Below are 19,093 nucleotides of genomic sequence, written 5' to 3' on the forward strand. Positions count from 1 at the left end.
ATTTTTCTGATATAATAGCTGCTGTGCTTATGAGAAATTACTATAATACTGTATTGTTAAGGGAGGCAAAGAACATAATTAATATTACTACAGCACAGCTTTAACATCCCCTAACTGATGCAACAGGAGAATCGATATGGATAAAACAATCTCAACGAAAGACACCGTTTTAATCGGCCTTATGCTTTTTGCTTTATTCTTTGGAGCAGGGAATCTGGTGTTTCCTGCTATGCTTGGACAATCTGCTGGAACGGAGTTCTGGTATGCGACTTTAGGCTTTCTAACGACAGGAGTCGGCTTGCCTCTGCTGGCTGTCATTGCCTTCAGCTTTTCTGGCAAACAAGATCTACTTTCCTTAGCTAGTCATGTGAATCCAGTATTCGGTTATGTCTATACAACCGTTCTATATTTAACGATTGGACCTCTTTTTGCGATGCCGCGTACTGGCAGTGTTTCATATGAAATTGGCATTAAGCCATTTATAGATGAACAGTACGGAGATCTTGCGCTCTTGTTGTTCACCATCATATTTTTTACAATCACCTGTCTGTTTTCTTTGAACCCTTCCAAGATGATAGATATTGTAGGGAAATGGCTTACACCGCTTCTTATATTGTTTATTGTCATATTATCGTTAGTCGCATTAATCAAGCCAATGGGTACATATGAACAGCCTATAGAAAGCTACCAATCGCATTCATTTTTTAACGGGTTCCAAGAGGGCTATCTTACAATGGATACGCTGGCTGCCTTCGTGTTTGGCATTATCGTTATTAATGCAATTAGGGATCGTGGCGCGAATTCGAGAAAGCAACTTCTAATTGTAGGATCGAAAGCAGCGATTATATCAGCAGTTATTTTAGCCCTGATCTATACCGTAATAACTTATATTGGTGCAACGAGTGTAGGGGAATTAGGACATTTGAGCAACGGAGGCGAAGTATTAGCTAAAGTATCTGATTATTATTTCGGTAAATTTGGTGGAATCATTCTTGGCGTCATCGTCATCCTCGCCTGCTTAACGACAAGCATAGGTTTAACAACCTCGTGCAGTAGCTTTCTTCATAAGCTTGCACCTAAGGTTTCGTATAAGACCTTTGTTCTCCTTCTAGGAATCGTCAGCACATTACTTGCCAATGTTGGATTGAATGAGTTAATTGAAATTTCAGTGCCTGTACTCTCGATCCTGTACCCACTAGCTATCGTGCTCATCTTCCTAACGTTTCTTCACCCGCTCTTTAAAGGTAAGAAGCAGGTGTATGGTTTCAGTCTAGCGTTCACCTTTGTAGTGAGCTTGATTGAAGGACTGGCGAGCTCAAAGCTTAAGCTTCCATATATTACGGATCTGATTGCTTACGTAGATGAAGCCTATAACGCTATTCTGCCGTTGTACGATATAGGATTGGGCTGGATTATACCTGCAGTTGTCGGCGTATTGATCGGTATCATATGGCCAGCCTCCAGAGAGCGTAATGAACACATTGATGATCAACCTATCCTTAAATAATAATGCCCCCAAGGAGCATATCGACAGCATAAAAGCGTCAATATGCTCCTTGTTTTATCATCTAAGTTCTTGCCCATCTTTCGCATCCCCCTCTATTTTGTTAGGCTTTTTGGGAAACAGCGTATAACTAAAGCTGATCAGAAAATCAAGAACCAAAAACATAGACCAAAACTGCATAATATTGAGCAAAGCTTGAGTCTGTGATGTGTCGTTTATATATAGAATAATGGCCACAACAATTCCGCCACTAATGAGCCAGGATAATAAATGTCTATACCATCCCTTACGTTCATTTCTCGCACGAGCTTCCCCGTATTTTATCTTCACTGGTTTTCGACCATTCCCGAATCGATAATTAAAGCGGTCATCCGCCCATTTAATCATCTGATGACCAAAGCCTATACTAGCTCCAATGTACACCGCAGCAATACCATGCAAGGTAGTGGCTATTGCCCCATTCTTTAAGTCCATGACAGTTACAACTAGCAAAATAAGATCGATGATTGGTGTACAAACAAGCAGAAACGTACTTAGCATCTTTTTCTTCCATATATATCTAGATACTAGTCCAGCTAACACAAACACCCAGAACCCAATTTCACAAGCTACAATTAACCAACCGATCAATGGAAACACATCCTTATAATTTTATTTAATACATTCGTACTAAATAGTATCAGAATGGTTTATATAATACAAGTGTGTTATAATAAATTTATGCCAAAAATTGTTGATCACGATAAACGTAAAATTGAAATTGCAGAAGCTACGTGGAAAGTTATTGTAGAAGAAGGAATCGAACAAGCTACCGTAAGAAAAATTGCACAGGCTACCGGACTCTCCGTTGGTGCACTTAGACACTATTTTGCATCACAGTCAGATTTGCTGCGTTTTTCGATGGAGCTGGTTTCAGAACGAGTCATTGAACGGATTACCTCTAAGGCAATAAATGAAAAAAAGACACCATTAGAATTGGTGACTGAAGGGGTATGTGAAGTACTCCCCGTCGATGAAGAGCGAAAGATAGAAATGGAGGTGTGGTTAGCTTTTTCTGCCAAGGTTCTTGTCGACAATACGCTGCGGGAGTTAAGCAATAAGGTTTACTTGGATATGCATCAAGGCTTAAAAAAAGCCATACATACTCTGCAACGATTAAATATTGCGAAGGATGGGCTCGATCTAGAGATGGAGGCTAACAGGCTTCATGCTCTAGTCGATGGAATGGCTGTGCATCACTTGTTAAATCCTGAGCAATTTACCCAAGAAGCAATGCTACAAACCTTACACTACCATCTTCAATCCCTTTGCAAATGAAACTCTTCTATAATGCAAAAAAACAGGAAGCTCTCAACAATCATTCAATGATTGTTGAGAGCTTCCTGCTTTTAATCATTTATTCAAACTTATTTTTGTAGCTATTCTGGAACAATGGAAACCAATATTCTGCCTTTCGTGCGGGCATGCAATATATCCGTTAACGCTTCAGGCAATTGCTTTAGCTCAATCTCACGGTCCACTAAGGCGTCGAAGGCAGCAGGTCGCAAATCAGTAGCTATTCTTTCCCATAGCATCGGCCTTTTTTCAGCTGGGTAGTTTACTGAATCAATACCAAGCAGATTTACACCTCTTAATATAAACGGCATAACGGTTGCCGGAATATTAATGCCGCCGGTCAAGCCGCTTAATGCTACACTGCCTCCATATGCTATTTTACTTAAGATAATCGCTAGTGCAGGACCGCCAACTGGATCAATTGCTGCTTGCCAGTTTGCTGATTGAAGAGGCTTATTGCCATCGTATAGCCCCTCTATGCGTGGAATAATTTCTTGGGCACCTAGCTTTGTTAAATAATCAGCCGCCTGCTCATGGCTTCCAGTGCTAGCTATAACAGAATAGCCCTTCGCAGAGAGCATTGCGATCGCATGACCACCTACTCCTCCGGTAGCACCTGTCACGAGCACTTCACCTTTATCTGGTTCAACTCCTTGCTTCTCAAGCTGCTCAATCGATATCGCTGCAGTAAAGCCAGCTGTTCCGACAATCATCGCTTCTTTCATTGTTAAGCCAGCAGGGAGCGGTGTAAGCCAATTTGCTGGCACACGAGCGAGTTCACTGAACCCTCCATAATGCGAAACGCCTAATCCAAAGCCAGTAGCTAATACCTTTTGCCCCTTGTAGAAACGAGGATCACTAGACGCCAATACTGTACCTGCTAAATCAATACCAGGTACAAACGGATATTGCTTTACAATTTGCCCATTGGGAATGCCAGCTAACCCATCCTTATAATTGACTCCTGAGTAGGCTACTCGTATAACGACCTCACCTTCCGGTAGATCATTCAGCGATAGCTTTTTAACCGCTACTGAGAATTGATCCTCTTTATTGACAACAAGCGCATTAAAGCTTTCATTCATTTGCATCAGGAATCCTCCTATCGTCCTCGCATGAATAGCTGTACAAATATTGCTTCATCTTCTTACATTATATGTGCTGAGTTTCACATCATCAATGAGATGAGATTCGACGTCGATTACGCTACAACGAAATTACATCGTCATCAAAGATGAATGTTTGAATTACCTCTTCCAATAGAGATTAAGTGAACTCATTTAATAAAGATACAAGTATTCGGCTTTCAGGACCAACCTCTTCCCATTCACCACAACCACAGCTCCGACTTTATCGTTCGGTGCCTGCTCTAGCGTTCCCGTGCATTGGAGCATCGGAATCCACACTTCATCTCCTGCCTCCAATGCTCGCTGAACGCGATCACCGTTCTTTGCTTTATGCTGCTCACCGTGCTGTATTTCATTCTTATCGTCCTTATCATGATTGCCCTCAAGACGGGAATGCATTACTTCGCTACTGCTTTTTACTTCTTCCGCATCCTCCTCAGATAATGGAACAAATGCTGTTATGCATTCACTATGCTGCGATTCCTCGCTCGAATTAACTTCCCCTGTTAACACCCGCTTCTCAGCTCTAGCGACCACGTTCTCTGGCAAACCAAAGCGCCGAGCAATTGCGAAGGCAAAGCTATCTCCCGCTTCACCGATCTCTAATCGATATAAGGAGCGCAGCGTTGCTGGATCAAAAGCTATGCGAGCATTCTCGCAGCCTGGTGTCCGCGCGGCGTATCGCTTGATCTCGTTAAAATGGGTTGTTGCCGTAACGAGTGACTCACGCCGCATAAACTCCTCCAGCAATGCGATCGATAGAGCGATACCTTCTCCTGGATCTGTTCCTGCAGCTAATTCGTCAAGAAGCAGCAGTGAACGATTGTTTGCTACATCTAGCATCTCTTTCACTGTTGCCATATGAGCTGAAAAGGTACTAAGCGAGTGCTCAATACTTTGACCGTCTCCTACATCTGCTAGTACATGCTCAAAGATGCCAAACACCGTACCTTCCTCTGCGGGAATCAGCAAGCCTGATTGTACCGCAAGTGCTAGCAGCCCAATCGTCTTAAGTGTTATTGTTTTGCCACCAGCATTAGGCCCTGTAATAATAAGCTGTCTCCATTGCCAGCCAAGTGATACGTTAATAGGCTTGCATTCCTTTCCTAGAAGAGGATGCTTTGCATTAACGAGCTTGATAACGGGGTGCGCAGATAATCTGACGTGTATCCCATCCCATGAGCGTGATAGCTTCGCTCGAGCAAAGATAAAGTCAGAGACGGACATCACTTCCAGATTACCTCTTAACGATGCGGCTTTATCCTCCACCATCTCTGTCAGCTCGGACAGCACAATCATTCTTTCCTTTTCCTCTTCCCCCTTCCACATCTGCATCTCAATGTGCAGCTCGCCAACATCATGAGGCTCTATAAAAATGGTCTGGCCACTTGCCGATTCATCCCAAATTGTCCCCGGCACCAGCTTCCGATACTCTCGTTTAACCGGAAGAACATAATGACCATTTCTCCGGCTAACTAACTGCTCCTGCAGCGCATTCTTATACTTAGTCAGTGTTTGACTTACCTTGCGTTCAATTTTCGAATCGATTAATGCAATCTGTCTTCTAGCATCAGCTAGAGCTTTACTTGCCTGATCCGTCAGCTTCCCATTTCGAATACAGTGTTGCACTTGCTCACGTATAGCTGGACAATCGTGCAGAGAGTCAGCGTAGACACTAATCGTTGGCGCAAGCGGACGCTTTTCATTCATAAATCGTTTCATATGAGCGACCGAGCTGAGCCAAGCAGCGAGCTGTTCAAGCTCTCTTTCCGTGCATATTTCTCCATTACCCAAATGAGTTAGAAAAGGTATAATCCCCTCCATAGCAGATAATGGTACACTCGTTCCAGCTTGGAGCAGCGCAGCAGCCTCCGCTGTTTCGGTTAACCACTCTTTTACGACAGCCTCATCTGTACTAGGCTCATGCTGCTCTGCCAATACTCTGCCGCCTTGTGACATTGTGAATGAAATCAGCTGATCTTTAATTTTGTCATATTCTAACTTTTTATAGCTTACATTGTTCATTTTCATTCTCCTTTGTATCGATTAATTCACAACAAAAAAAGGGCAGGAATGAACATACGTCATCCCTGCCCTTAATAAACCGTCCATCATCCACACCTAAACACAAAAAAACCGCACTGAAGACAGCACGGATGTGTTGTAGGAAACAATAAAGTCGGCTCTAAGGCTTCGATTATATCCGTTGTTCTTAACTAATTCGGAAGTACGAAAGCTCCATGAAGAAATAAACCATGCATATTCGGCAATGGCCTTCCAGGATCTTACAATACTTCGAATATGAAATTAATTAGTTAAGAACGATAACAGACATCAATTTCTCCCCTTTAATACATATGCTTTCATCATACTACAGTAAATGGTAAATTTCAAACAAATACTATGCAGAACAACCAGTCTCCGCTTAAATATCGGAAACTGGTTGCCTAATAACGTACAGTTAACCACACATATGATGATACTTAACTACTTATATGTTACTCAATTACTTGCTCTCATATTTTCCTAGGTTAATCGCTTTGATTGTCTCAAGTGGCAGTTTAGGTTCGCGATTTTCCTTGAGTAAGCCATTCACTTCCTGCTGCACATCAGTAATTTGGGTATAGCAGTAGCCAGATACATATGGTGTTTCCTTAATCGCTTGTGTAATACGATGATAGCGCTCGATAAACTCCTGCTCCGAAGCTACCTGATTACCGTAGCCCCAGCCTTGTTCACTGTTAAAAGCAATACCGCCATACTCACTAATCATAATTGGCTGTCCATTGTAGCGATAGCCCTGCGCCAAAGCAAATTTATGTTTATTAAAGCTAATTACATTAGATAGCACTGCTTCCTTATCTGCATAGCGTGCGCTGAACTCCTCACCACTCTCCTCATAATCATGCAGCGTAATCACATCAGAAATCGTATGCTCCCAGCCATCATTAACGATGACTAGTCTTGTATCGTCGATGCTTTTTGTCAAATGATAGATTCCTTCCGTAAACTGCTGCTGCTTCTTATTTGTTAAGATGTTGGAGATCCCCCACGATTCATTAAATGGCACCCATGTAACGATGCACGGATGATTGTAATGCTGCTCAACAATTTCCAGCCATTCCTTCGTAAAAGCAGTAACCGCCTGCTCATTGAATTGATAAGTAGATGCCATCTCTGACCAGAGCAGTACACCTTTACGGTCGCACCAATACATATAGCGCGGGTCTTCCAACTTTTGGTGCTTACGTACCCCATTGAAACCCATCTGTAATGTTTTATCGATATCATCAATTAGTGCCTGTTCAGAAGGCGGCGTCAGATGTGTATCTGTCCAATAGCCTTGATCAAGTATCAGTCGTTGCTCAATAGGTACATTGTTAAGCAGAATGTTACCCTGATACGTAGATATTTTACGCATTCCAAAATACGTATAGACATGATCTAGCACCGTATCTTCATGACGCAGTATTATCTCGACATCATACAAATTAGGATGTTCAGGATGCCACAGAGCAATTTGCCATTCACCAGCCTGAGGGCTTGAAATATCGTACGTATAGCTTAGCTGCTCTTCCGCAGCATGCGTAAACTGCCGAACGAGCTTACCATGTAGCCAAATGTTAACCGAAAGCTGCAGGCTATGTGGTAAGTAGCGCTCCAGTCCCTGCATATAGTAATCAAACGCAATAGATGAAGTATCAATATCAGGTGTCATTCTTACTTTTTCCACGTATGCTTGCATAACGAATTCGAGCCATACCGATTGCCATATGCCCGTTGTTTGTACATACCAGCATCCGAAGTTATCTTTAATCCAGCGTTGCTTTCCGCGAGGCTGTGTTCTAGAAACATGATCCTCAACCTGCACAGTTACGATATTTTCTTGTTCGAAGCTAACATTGTCTGTGATATCAAATGAAAAAGCAGAATAACCTCCTTCATGCGAACCTGCCATTACACCATTTATCCACACTGTTGCTTTATAATCTACTGCTTGAAAATGCAAGATAATGCGTTGGTTACGATGTGTTTCGGGTACCTTAAAGCTGCGTTCATACCAGATGCAGCTATGTAGACTTTCATCACCTATCCCACTTGCTTTCGTTTCATACGTGAACGGCACGATAATTGACTGTGGCTGCGGCAATTTCTTGTACCATTGCTCCGATTTACCTTGCCTTTGATCATCAAAACGAAAATTCCATGCACCATCCAAGCTTAGCCATGCATCACGCACAAATTGCGGTCTGGGGTATTGTTCAATATATTTATGTTCCATTATGTCCACCTCATTGTTATATAGTTATCGGTATTTGTCCGTGCAGATGCAGATGCATGTGCAATGCTTTCATACCTTTAAGATTGATTCTATTCATTAGAAGTCACAGATTGAACTTCCAAATCCGTCAGCTCTATATCCTTTGAGAATTGTGAGCGTATTCCTAGCTTTCCTACTAAAAACGGATGTTCATCCGTATAAGAAAATACTTCATGGCCATCCACCTGAACGGTTATCGTCTCAGCTACTGCCTCTATAGTTAATGAAACTTCCTCATTTCTCGGCAGCTTTATCTTTTCAGCATGAAGCATTACCGCATCATAATTAAGCTTATATAACTCTAGCTTGGTTGGCGTTACAGCGACATAATAGCCGCTTAACGCATCAGTAACCTGATGAGGAAAATCCGACTCATTCGTAACTCTTAACAGCACGCCGGCATTGCCCGAAGCATCATCACCCAATCTGACTGTAGTTCTAATGCGGTAATCACTCCAGCCTGTGCTGCCACCATACAGCTTCACATCCTGCTGATCGTTTAATCCGCTATGCCATCCGCTATTTATTCTCCACTCACCATGCATGTCCTCAGCTGTGGATTGCTCTAGTAATCGATCGATAGAATATTCCTCCGTATTTACGGTTACAAAGCTCATGTTCGACCACGTTAGCTTGCCCTTCACTACCCGAATCGTAATGGTGTGATAGCCCTGCTCCAGCTTAATCGTACCTAGACGTAAGTTTCTCCACGACTGTGGACTATCCGAATCATGCAGCGATGCATCACTATGCAGCGCTTGTAGCTTAAATCGGCTTACCTGCTCATCATCCACGATTAATTCGAGCTCAACATCTTCATGCGATGAAGGCACCGTCATAGTCGCCATATAGTCGCCAGCTTCTGAAACATTCACACCATAACGTAGCCAGTCTTTACTGCTATTAAGCTGCACAGCATAATCACCCAAGCCTGTCTCTTCAATATGGACACCATCTGTAGTACGGATCGGCGACTGCTTGCCCTTATCCGTCACATAAAAGCCGTGCTTCTCGCCTTGCAAGTAATGTATTCCCTCAATTGTACCGGGTATTGGCTTAAGTACATCATAATCACTAGAACCTGCAGCAGCATTGGCAAAAGCCGTATAATGTAACGTTGGCTTCAAGCCCTCATATAGATAGCCAATTGCACCGCCAGTCGTACCCATTGCTGTAATCTGTTCACCGTTCAGGCTCATTAGCTGCACCCCATCCCAATACACATCCAGGCCATGCTCGTGTTGTGCAATACGTATAGCATGCAATACGGTCCAATCTATATCAGGCAGTAAGTCTCGCTTCCCAAGCTCAGCTGCGGAGCCATCTCGAATGCTTGCTACAGCTAGCTTTTGCTGATGAGGCAGTAAAACTACGGCGTCATAATTGCTCGCGTCGCTATAATTAAATATAAGCTCTAGCACACCTTGCTCTGCTAGCTCATCCAGCGAAAAGTTGTATTCAGCAGTAAATACTTCATTCGTTGATTGAAGGCTTATAATCATTTCCTCGTTTTCACTAGATTGAACACGCCATAGTGCCTCGTCTATGGACTCATCAAGGTGAGCAGCCAGCTCAGGCATACGCGGCACAGGCTGCTTGAAGTTAGTAGGCCCTAGCAGATCCATTTTTCTGCCATTGAAAACAAGTCTGTCTATATTCATCGAACGCACGGGAGGTCCTTCTGCAGAGCTGCCTAATAAATTGTGATAGACCAGATAGTAGGAATCCATATCGGGACCGAGTACCGTCGAGCTGTGACCTAGACCGTAAAAATCACCCTCTGTATGAATCGCGATCAGATTGTTCTGAGGCATAGTATATGGGCCAAGCGGTGATTGCTCCGCAACTGTGTAATGAATTCGATATCCTTTACTAAACACATGATTGCCTGTGAGTGTCATGTAATACAATCCATTACGCTTAATAATCATGGAGCCTTCCGTCCAATGACCAAGGTATGCACCTGAGATGACTTGACCGTTATCAAACTCCGTAGGTGAAGGCATACTCATGCCAACGATGCCTGAAGTGCCTGCATGAGTGAAATACCATTGTCCATCATCATCGATAAATACAGAGCCATCGATGCTCATTCCAAGATTTTCTGTGACGCGCTTGAAGGGACCCTCCGGTAAATCGCTCTCGTATACGTAATGCCCGTTTCCAGCAGGAGATGTGTATAGATAAAACTTACCATTCCAGTAAACAACCTCAGGTGCATAGGCTCCTGTAGACTCTGCATCATCGGCTACCAAGTCAATATACGTCCAATCCACTAAATTGTTCGAGCGCCACGCTTTAATACCCGTGCGATGATCCTTAGTGCTTACATACAAGTAATATTGACCGTTATATCTCATAACGAAAGGATCGCCATTGCCATAATCGTCCCATTCCTGTTCCAAGCTAGGGAAGGGATTGGCGTAGCTGCTTGAATAATTGTCCAAATTAAGCACCTCCGCTTTTTCTAACTTTGTACAGCTTACAAGCACCAGTACTGTTACTAACGCCATGAACACCGCTACCCATTTTCCGTTAAAGTAAGCTCTCATCGAGATCATCCCTTAATACCGCTTATCGCCAGCGATTCAATAAAGTAACGTTGGCAGAAAAAGAATACTATAATAACTGGTACCATCGCGATAATTGCTGCAGCCATAATAATCGGATAATTGGATTGACCGATATATAAAGCTTGCATCGAAGCGATTAGAACTTGAATCGTTTGTTTCTCAGGTGTGTGCAAATAAATAAGCGGACCGAGAAAATCATTCCATATTCCCATAAAGCCTAAGGCAGCTTGAGCTGCAAGTGCAGGCTTCATAACCGGGAGCGCGATAGACCAAAAGATCCTTGGAAAGCTGCAGCCATCAATTTTTGCTGCTTCAATCAAATCATTGGGTAGCGCACTAGAAATAAATTGACGAATAAAGAAGATAACGACAATATTCCCGAACAGTCCGGGTACAATTAACGGCAGCAGTGTGTCTACCCAGTCTAACCATGAGAATCCGATAAACTGAGGAATCATTACGACTGAATAAGGAATCATCATCGTACCAAGCAAGCCGAGAAATAACGCACCCTTAAAGGGAAATTCAAACTTCCCGAAGGCATAGGCACTCATTGCAGCTACGAGCAAGCCAATCGTTAATACAACGACAACAATAATTAAACTGTTAGCAAAGCCATTAAGCAGGGGCGCTTGCCGCCAAACCTCCACATAATTGCTAAAGTTCATTGGATCAGGAATCCACTTAGGAGGAATTTCGAACACATTGCGCTGTGCTTTTAATGATGTGGATAGCGTCCAGATAAATGGGGCAATCATGAAGATCAAGCCCGCAAAAAGCAGCAGCAACGCCCAGTAGTCGGCCATTTTTTTGTATTTCATCCTGACACCCCTTTAGTCTTGATACACCCAACGATCGGCAAATTTGAACTGAATGAGTGTAACGATAAATATCAATATACCAAGCAGCCAAGCAGCAGCACTTGCAAAGCCCATATTAAAATACTTAAATGCATGCTGGAATATATAATAAACGATTGTTGCTCCGCTATATTCAGGTCCACCGTCTACAGCTAGCACATAGATCTGGCTGAACGATTGAAAGGCTCCAATAATCCCCATAACTAATACAAAGAAATGAATAGGTGATAGTAACGGTAGCGTAATTCTCATAAATTTTTGCCAGCCGTTCGCCCCGTCAATTTCTGCTGCTTCATAATAAGTAGACGATACCGATTGCAGTCCCGCCAAATATAAGACCATGTTTCCGCCAAGTCCGCCCCACAGCCCAATCAGTATTAAAGAAGGCTTTACCCAAGCTGCATCGCCCAGCCAGTTGGGACCTTTAATGCCGAACCAGTTCCACAAAACATGATTGAGCAAGCCGTAATCTTGGTTCAATATCCACTGCCACAATAAGGAGACAGCGATAATTGGAGAGATAACAGGCAAGTAGTACATCGTTCTTAAGAATGAAATCCCTTTAATTGAACGATTCATCAGGATGGCGAGCAATAAGGATAGCGCCATACCGATGGGAATTCCGATCATCAGATAAACCGTATTAAACAGAGATTTGAACACCTTCTCGTCCTTGAAAAGCTCAATATAATTCTCGAACCCAACCCACGATGGCGTTGAGATCATATCCCATTTCTGAAAGCTAATAAAGATTGAAAACAGCATGGGCGTTAAACCAAAAATTAAAAAGCCCAGCACGGGAGGAGCTACAAACAAATACAGCCAAGCAAGCTCTTTTTTGCGATAACCGTTCAGCTTTATATTCACTTCATTCACCTCGAATCGAAAAGGAGCGACAGCGAGTAAACGGCTGTCACTCCTGATGTCTAATTATTTATTGAATTTATCATAAAGCTCTTGCATCTTCGGTTGAATTTCTGCTGTAAATTGCTGTGCTGATACTTCACCATTCCATACGCGGCTTGCTTGCTGCCAGAATAAATCAATCCATTGTGTATCCTTTGAAAAGGCTGGTACATCGGGACGTCCGTAATCCTCAATGATGTCGAGGAATACTTGTCGACTAGCCGGAGCTTTATCACTTGCTAAAAACTCCCCTTTAGACAAATCGATCAAATTCGGTACCGCTTGCCCCAGCTCATAGTTTTGGCGCTGACCATACTCATCGAGTGACAAAAATGCAGCTAAGTCAAATGCCTCTTGTGGGTGCTTTGATTTATTAGAAATCGCGAAGCCCATCGATCCAAGCCATGTTGCTGTCTCTCCCGTTGTTGGACTGGCTGGCCATGCCGCAATATCCCAGTTAAATGGCAGCTCCCAAAATGCCGGTTGATCCCACGGCCCCATCGCAAACATCGCCAATTGACCATTCAAGAAACGTGTATAGCCGTTCATTGATTGCTCGGCTTCGACATTCGGGCTCACCCCGTGGACTAATGTTAAGTCTGCGACAAATTGCATCGCATCGTAGAAAGCTTGCTCGTTCACCAGCACCTGTCCTGTATCATAATCGATAAAATTGCCACCGTTCGCCCATACAGCAGACTCCAGACTATATGCGGCTACACCGTATTGTTCAGGCTTTCCATCACCATTCTCATCGACCGTTAACTGCTTAGCGGCATCTAGCAGATCATCCCATGTCCATTCACCAGCTACAGCTGAAGGCGGTGTAATGCCCTTGTCATCGAATAAATCCTTATTGTAGACAAATGCCCATGGTCCTACATCTTTAGGCAAGCCATAAAGATCTCCCGATCCAACCTTTGCCCCATCATAGCGATATCGGTCTAACGCTTGAGACCAAACATTGTCTGGATCAAATAAATCCGTTTCATTCAAATAAGGCTGTACATTCAATACCGTTCCCGCCTCAGCGAATCGATAGAATTCTGAGCCACCTACATAAAACACATCCGGTGCTTTGCCTGAGCTAATGAGCGTCGTTAGCTTTTGAGAATATTCACCTGGCGGCACCGAGGTATATTTTACAGTGACATGCGGATATTTTTCTTCAAATGAAGCAATAAGCTTTTCGAAAATGCCCTTTTCATTTGGGTTACCATGTCCCATAAATTCGATCGTAACCGGATCTTTGTCAGCGACTGTGTCAGAAACTGTCTGAGTTGTCTGTTTGGAGCTTTGAATGTTATTACCGTTGTTTGCAGCTTGATTACTTGAACCACCGTTGCTACAAGCGGTTACCAACATCGTTGTAGCTAGTAAAACCAAACTTGACCATTTCAGCCTCTTATTCATAACTATCCCCTCGTCTTTATATATTTAATGAAAGCGCTTTAGAACAATGATAGTGTATATTAACATAAATTTATATATTGAATTCAGTATAAAATTAGGTTTTCCATACTAAAGTAACGGGTACAATGATTCGCTGCGGATCGTATTTTCCTGAAATCTGTTCATGTAATAGCTCCAGTGTAATCCTGCACATTTCAGCTTCATTTTGACGAATATAAGATACGCCTGGAAGATTGGGCGGATCAAAGGTAATGAGCTCTAAGCTTTCAGGTACAGGCTTATTCAGCTGCTTCGCAGCAAGATAGGTATAGCTGCATAGCTCGGTATTGGCAGTAAATGCTGCAGTAATGTAAGGATGCTCCTGTAAAAATTGATAAATCAACTGTTCGGCTTGACCCGAAACAATTTTGTCCAGCGGTAGCAAGCACCACACATTTTTATCAATCGATAAACCACGCTGCAAGTAAGCCTGCTCAAAGCCTTGCGCGCGCTCATCTGTCACAGAGTTTGTAATTTCCGGCGATATAAATGCAATGGTAGAATGCCCTTTATCTAGCAGGTGTGATACCGCTTCATATGTTCCTCTTACATTATCCGAGCTTACACTATACGTTTTAACTTCCTTCAAAAAGCGATCAATTAAAACAAGCGGAAAGCGATCGAGTGATAGTCGCAGAATAGAATCATTGTACATCTCATTCTCAACAGGAAAGATAATGATTCCGTCCACTCCTTGTCGTAAAAAAGAAGCTATTACCTCTGATTCCTCCTCTTGCGACTCCCTCGTGATGCGAAGCATCAGCTCGAGGCCATACTTCGACGCATACTTCTCAATATGATCTAAGAAACGCTGATCAACCTTCGTTTTCATTGTCGGCAGTATGAGGCCTATTCTACCGCTTTTTGCATTTATCATCGACCAATCCTCGGCTATTCCTCCAGAGTTCGCCTCTTCGGTACGTTTTGCTACAAATGTTCCCTTCCCTTGAATTCTTACTAACAAGCCTTCTTCGGTTAAGCCAATTAGTGCATTTTTACTCGTAATAAGACTTACTCTGTATGTAGTTGCGAGCTCTTTCTCAGAAGGAATCCGATCGCCCTCTCGCAGCTTGCCTATCGCTATCAATCTTCTAATATCCTCTTGGATTTGCTTATAGAGCGGTAAATTCTTCATAGTACACAACCTTTATATTAAGTATATTAAATATATGTTTATACTATATTTATATACTATTTAGACAAATAAAAAAAGAGAGCATCGCTCTCTTTTCAATAATTTTATCAAATTTATTTATTTTCTATGTACATGACTTCAATATATTCACGTCTAGGCTCATAAACACCTTCGAGCTGTTCAAGTAATAATTTCACTGACTCCTGACAGATCTTCTCCTCTTGCTGCCTAATATACGAAAAGACATAATCAACATCATCAAATGTACTATGTACGATATCTTTTCGGCCTGCAGCAGCGAGTACCCTTTTTACGATTTCAGCAAGATAAGCGTTCACAGTGAAGATGGCGGTGATTTCTGGATGCTCCAATAGAAATTGCGTAATTTTTTGCTCGCTTAAACCAGCATCTATTTCTTGCAGGCTCAGCATGCACCATAATGATTTATCAATAGACATTCCTACATCAATAAATGCATGTTCATAGCCCTTTGCTCGTTCATCTGTTGCCGTATTCGTTATCTCAGGGCTAATATAAGCAATTTGTGTATGGCCTAGCTGCAATAATTTGCTGATCGCCGTATGTACACCACCCATATTATCCGAGCTAACGCTGTAAGCCTTTATCTCCTTCAGGTATCGATCGATTAGTACCATAGGATAGCGATCGAGCGTTAATCTCAATATAGCATCACTATAGCTTTCCTGCTCCACTGGAAAGATGATGAAGCCTTGGACTCCACTTTCGCGAAAGCGCTCAATAGCTTTTTTTTCCTCTATCGACGATTCGCGTGAAATACTTATGAGTACATTCAGCTCTGCCTCACGACAATAGCGCTCTATACCATCGAGCAGCCTTTGATCAATATTGGTTTTCATCGACGGTAGAATAAGCGCGATGGTGTTACGGAACTGGTTTGTATGCTTGTATGCAACATTAGCTTCAACGTCAGTAGCAGGCTGAATAGCTTTGACAAAAGTACCTTTCCCACGCAACCGTTCAACATATCCTTCTGCAGCTAATAATTGTAAAGCGTGCTTTGATGTAATTTGACTTACACCATAACGCTCGGCGAGATTTTTCTCCGTTGCAATCATGTCACCAGGCTTAAGATCGCCAGTTTGTATTTGGTTGATAATATCGTGCTTAATACGCATATACAATGCCTCAACCATTCATTAACCCTCATCTCATCTTATCTCAATTATGGTATATCTCAATATGAATATATTTAGTATAGCTAATTTTTCTTTTCGTTGATACTATATCCTCATGATTTCTTAACTTTCATTCTAGAAACTAACAACTTATAAAAAAGCTCATTAGAGATTATCTCTAATGAGCTGTCCGTTATTATTGTGGTACCGGTGAGAGGACTCGAACCTCCACGGGTCTCCCCATTCGATTTTGAGTCGAACGCGTCTGCCATTCCGCCACACCGGCTTATGTTACTTGCGTACTCCTGCCCTCACCAATTTGGATCTATGACATAAAGTGGCGCGGCCTAAGAGATTCGAACTCCTGACCTTTTGATTCGTAGTCAAACGCTCTATCCAGCTGAGCTAAGGCCGCACATTATCAATCTATTATGGAGGCGCCACCCAGATTTGAACTGGGGAATAAAGCTTTTGCAGAGCTTTGCCTTACCACTTGGCTATGGCGCCAATGTATGAATGGAGCGGAAGACGGGAATCGAACCCGCGACCCTCGCCTTGGCAAGGCGATGCTCTACCGCTGAGCCACTTCCGCATAAATGGCTGGGGATCAAGGATTCGAACCTTGGAATGACGGAGTCAAAGTCCGTTGCCTTACCGCTTGGCTAATCCCCAACAATTAACTCAAGTTTTACTTAAATGGGGCGATCGATGGGACTTGAACCCACGAGTGCCGGAGCCACAATCCGGTGCGTTAACCCCTTCGCCACGACCGCCATATTCATAAGTTGTAAGATTCCACTGGCAGGGGCAGCAGGAATCGAACCCACACCAAAGGTTTTGGAGACCTTTGTTCTACCTTTAAACTATGCCCCTGTAGGAATGGTGGGAGATGATGGATTCGAACCACCGAACTCGTAGAGAGCAGATTTACAGTCTGCCGTGTTTAGCCACTTCACTAATCTCCCACGAATAATGGTGCCGCCTAGAGGACTTGAACCCCCAACCTACTGATTACAAGTCAGTTGCTCTACCAATTGAGCTAAAGCGGCATATCTAAACGCTTAGTGGTGGCTCGGGACGGAATCGAACCGCCGACACGAGGATTTTCAGTCCTCTGCTCTACCGACTGAGCTACCGAGCCGAATGTTGTTGTAAATGGCGGAGCTGACGAGATTCGAACTCGCGGTCTCCTGCGTGACAGGCAGGCATGTTAGGCCTCTACACCACAGCTCCGTACAACAATTCGGTACTTCTTAATTGGTTGCGGGGACAGGACTTGAACCTGTGACCTTCGGGTTATGAGCCCGACGAGCTGCCAACTGCTCCACCCCGCGTCATTAAAAGATATTACTATTGGGTCCCTGAAAAAGTAATCGGTATAAGCATCTTTAGCTTTTCTTCACTTTTTTAGGAATAGTTATATGGTGGAGGATGACGGGATCGAACCGCCGACCCTCTGCTTGTAAGGCAGATGCTCTCCCAGCTGAGCTAATCCTCCATTGTTGGTGACCCGTAGGGGATTCGAACCCCTGTTACCTCCGTGAAAGGGAGGTGTCTTAACCCCTTGACCAACGGGCCTTGTACTACTAAGAAATAAATCTGGCGGAGAGCTAGGGATTCGAACCCTAGATACCGGATAAGGGTATACACGATTTCCAATCGTGCTCCTTCGACCACTCGGACAGCTCTCCATATATGGCTCCCCGAACAGGACTCGAACCTGTGACAACTCGATTAACAGTCGAGTGCTCTACCAACTGAGCTATCAGGGAACAAATGCTCAAAATATATTTGAGCTTTTCAAGGTTTGAACCTTGAAAACTGGATATGAAAGTTGTGAATCTCCAAAGGTAAATCAAGCAGAAGCGTAATGCTTCCGATGTGACTTATGAACCTTCGCTTGCGCTCCGTATTCAAAGTCTGTAGGATAAGCCCTCGACCGATTAGTACTGGTCAGCTCCATGCATTGCTGCACTTCCACCCCCAGCCTATCAACCTCGTCGTCTTCAAGGGGTCTTACTAATTGGGAAATCTCATCTTGAGGGGGGCTTCACGCTTAGATGCTTTCAGCGCTTATCCCTTCCGTACTTGGCTACCCAGCTATGCTTCTGGCGAAACAACTGGTACACCAGCGGTACGTCCATCCCGGTCCTCTCGTACTAAGGACAGCTCCTCTCAAATTTCCTACGCCCGCGACAGATAGGGACCGAACTGTCTCACGACGTTCTGAACCCAGCTCGCGTACCGCTTTAATGGGCGAACAGCCCAACCCTTGGGACCTACTTCAGCCCCAGGATGCGATGAGCCGACATCGAGGTGCCAAACCTCCCCGTCGATGTGGACTCTTGGGGGAGATAAGCCTGTTATCCCCAGGGTAGCTTTTATCCGTTGAGCGATGGCCCTTCCATGCGGTACCACCGGATCACTAAGCCCGACTTTCGTCCCTGCTCGACTTGTAGGTCTCGCAGTCAAGCTCCCTTATGCCTTTACACTCTTCGAATGATTTCCAACCATTCTGAGGGAACCTTTGGGCGCCTCCGTTACTTTTTAGGAGGCGACCGCCCCAGTCAAACTGCCCGCCTGACACGGTCCCTTCACCAGATTCATGGTGACAGGTTAGAACTCCGATACGATCAGGGTGGTATCCCAACGGCGCCTCCACACATGCTGGCGCACATGCTTCATAGGCTCCCACCTATCCTGTACAGATCGTACCAAAGTCC

12 protein-coding genes, 16 tRNA genes and 1 rRNA gene (1 of these 29 only partly in view) are annotated in these 19,093 nt (G+C 43.7%); 2 read left to right on the plus strand and 27 right to left on the minus strand.

The window, feature by feature from the left end:
* Positions 1-136 precede the first annotated feature (136 nt).
* Entirely contained in the window at positions 137-1,507 is a 1,371-nt protein-coding gene (brnQ, locus tag NSQ99_RS16240) for a branched-chain amino acid transport system II carrier protein (protein WP_251666307.1), read from the plus strand.
* Between the two features lie 57 nt (positions 1,508-1,564).
* Here brnQ and NSQ99_RS16245 read toward each other — a convergent pair whose 3' ends face one another.
* Complete coding sequence (locus NSQ99_RS16245) at positions 1,565-2,134, minus strand: 2TM domain-containing protein (protein WP_251666308.1); 570 nt, start codon at positions 2,132-2,134, stop codon at positions 1,565-1,567.
* Between the two features lie 90 nt (positions 2,135-2,224).
* Here NSQ99_RS16245 and NSQ99_RS16250 point away from each other — a divergent pair, with 90 nt between their 5' ends.
* Entirely contained in the window at positions 2,225-2,821 is a 597-nt protein-coding gene (locus NSQ99_RS16250; RefSeq protein ID WP_251666309.1) for a TetR/AcrR family transcriptional regulator, read from the plus strand.
* Between the two features lie 101 nt (positions 2,822-2,922).
* Here NSQ99_RS16250 and NSQ99_RS16255 read toward each other — a convergent pair whose 3' ends face one another.
* The 26 genes from NSQ99_RS16255 to NSQ99_RS16380 form a co-directional block, all read right to left on the minus strand.
* Entirely contained in the window at positions 2,923-3,924 is a 1,002-nt protein-coding gene (locus NSQ99_RS16255; protein WP_340838816.1) for an acrylyl-CoA reductase family protein, read from the minus strand.
* Positions 3,925-4,119: 195 nt separating this feature from the next.
* A complete protein-coding gene (locus tag NSQ99_RS16260; RefSeq protein ID WP_340837836.1) occupies positions 4,120-5,991 on the minus strand; it encodes an endonuclease MutS2 in 1,872 nt (623 codons plus the stop codon).
* A gap of 481 nt (positions 5,992-6,472) precedes the next feature.
* The gene (locus NSQ99_RS16265; protein ID WP_340837837.1) at positions 6,473-8,248 is read right to left on the minus strand and encodes a glycoside hydrolase family 2 protein; all 1,776 of its coding nucleotides are present in this window, start codon (positions 8,246-8,248) and stop codon (positions 6,473-6,475) included.
* 89 nt (positions 8,249-8,337) lie between these two features.
* A complete protein-coding gene (locus NSQ99_RS16270; RefSeq protein WP_340837839.1) occupies positions 8,338-10,839 on the minus strand; it encodes a family 43 glycosylhydrolase in 2,502 nt (833 codons plus the stop codon).
* A gap of 5 nt (positions 10,840-10,844) precedes the next feature.
* Complete coding sequence (locus NSQ99_RS16275; protein WP_251666313.1) at positions 10,845-11,681, minus strand: carbohydrate ABC transporter permease; 837 nt, start codon at positions 11,679-11,681, stop codon at positions 10,845-10,847.
* Positions 11,682-11,693: 12 nt separating this feature from the next.
* Positions 11,694-12,587, minus strand: coding sequence for a carbohydrate ABC transporter permease (locus NSQ99_RS16280; RefSeq protein ID WP_251666314.1), 894 nt, complete (start codon positions 12,585-12,587; stop codon positions 11,694-11,696).
* A 63-nt stretch (positions 12,588-12,650) separates the two neighbouring features.
* Positions 12,651-14,039: an ABC transporter substrate-binding protein gene (locus tag NSQ99_RS16285; protein ID WP_340837842.1), complete on the minus strand. Its 1,389-nt coding sequence runs from the start codon at positions 14,037-14,039 to the stop codon at positions 12,651-12,653.
* A 94-nt stretch (positions 14,040-14,133) separates the two neighbouring features.
* Positions 14,134-15,213, minus strand: coding sequence for a GntR family transcriptional regulator (locus tag NSQ99_RS16290; RefSeq protein ID WP_340837843.1), 1,080 nt, complete (start codon positions 15,211-15,213; stop codon positions 14,134-14,136).
* A gap of 113 nt (positions 15,214-15,326) precedes the next feature.
* Positions 15,327-16,388 carry a GntR family transcriptional regulator gene (locus tag NSQ99_RS16295; RefSeq protein WP_340837846.1) on the minus strand — a complete coding sequence of 354 codons (1,062 nt, stop codon included), beginning with the start codon at positions 16,386-16,388 and terminating at the stop codon, positions 15,327-15,329.
* A 184-nt stretch (positions 16,389-16,572) separates the two neighbouring features.
* Positions 16,573-16,656: transfer RNA gene (locus NSQ99_RS16300), tRNA-Leu, on the minus strand.
* Between the two features lie 52 nt (positions 16,657-16,708).
* Positions 16,709-16,785: transfer RNA gene (locus NSQ99_RS16305), tRNA-Arg, on the minus strand.
* Positions 16,786-16,802: 17 nt separating this feature from the next.
* A tRNA-Cys gene (locus tag NSQ99_RS16310) sits at positions 16,803-16,877 on the minus strand.
* Between the two features lie 10 nt (positions 16,878-16,887).
* Positions 16,888-16,962, minus strand: a tRNA-Gly gene (locus NSQ99_RS16315).
* A 5-nt stretch (positions 16,963-16,967) separates the two neighbouring features.
* Positions 16,968-17,042: transfer RNA gene (locus NSQ99_RS16320), tRNA-Gln, on the minus strand.
* A gap of 25 nt (positions 17,043-17,067) precedes the next feature.
* Positions 17,068-17,143: transfer RNA gene (locus tag NSQ99_RS16325), tRNA-His, on the minus strand.
* Between the two features lie 26 nt (positions 17,144-17,169).
* Positions 17,170-17,243, minus strand: a tRNA-Trp gene (locus tag NSQ99_RS16330).
* Between the two features lie 7 nt (positions 17,244-17,250).
* A tRNA-Tyr gene (locus NSQ99_RS16335) sits at positions 17,251-17,335 on the minus strand.
* An 8-nt stretch (positions 17,336-17,343) separates the two neighbouring features.
* A tRNA-Thr gene (locus tag NSQ99_RS16340) sits at positions 17,344-17,419 on the minus strand.
* Between the two features lie 16 nt (positions 17,420-17,435).
* Positions 17,436-17,511: transfer RNA gene (locus tag NSQ99_RS16345), tRNA-Phe, on the minus strand.
* A gap of 15 nt (positions 17,512-17,526) precedes the next feature.
* Positions 17,527-17,603 (minus strand) — tRNA-Asp (locus NSQ99_RS16350).
* Between the two features lie 25 nt (positions 17,604-17,628).
* Positions 17,629-17,704: transfer RNA gene (locus tag NSQ99_RS16355), tRNA-Met, on the minus strand.
* Between the two features lie 88 nt (positions 17,705-17,792).
* Positions 17,793-17,868, minus strand: a tRNA-Val gene (locus NSQ99_RS16360).
* Between the two features lie 5 nt (positions 17,869-17,873).
* Positions 17,874-17,948 (minus strand) — tRNA-Glu (locus tag NSQ99_RS16365).
* Between the two features lie 22 nt (positions 17,949-17,970).
* Positions 17,971-18,061: transfer RNA gene (locus NSQ99_RS16370), tRNA-Ser, on the minus strand.
* Between the two features lie 5 nt (positions 18,062-18,066).
* Positions 18,067-18,142: transfer RNA gene (locus NSQ99_RS16375), tRNA-Asn, on the minus strand.
* A 151-nt stretch (positions 18,143-18,293) separates the two neighbouring features.
* Positions 18,294-19,093 (minus strand): 23S ribosomal RNA (locus NSQ99_RS16380); it runs 2,130 nt beyond the window's last position.

The sequence above is a fragment of the Paenibacillus sp. FSL W7-1287 genome, assembly GCF_038004245.1.
In the GTDB taxonomy this organism is placed as follows: domain Bacteria; phylum Bacillota; class Bacilli; order Paenibacillales; family Paenibacillaceae; genus Pristimantibacillus; species Pristimantibacillus camelliae.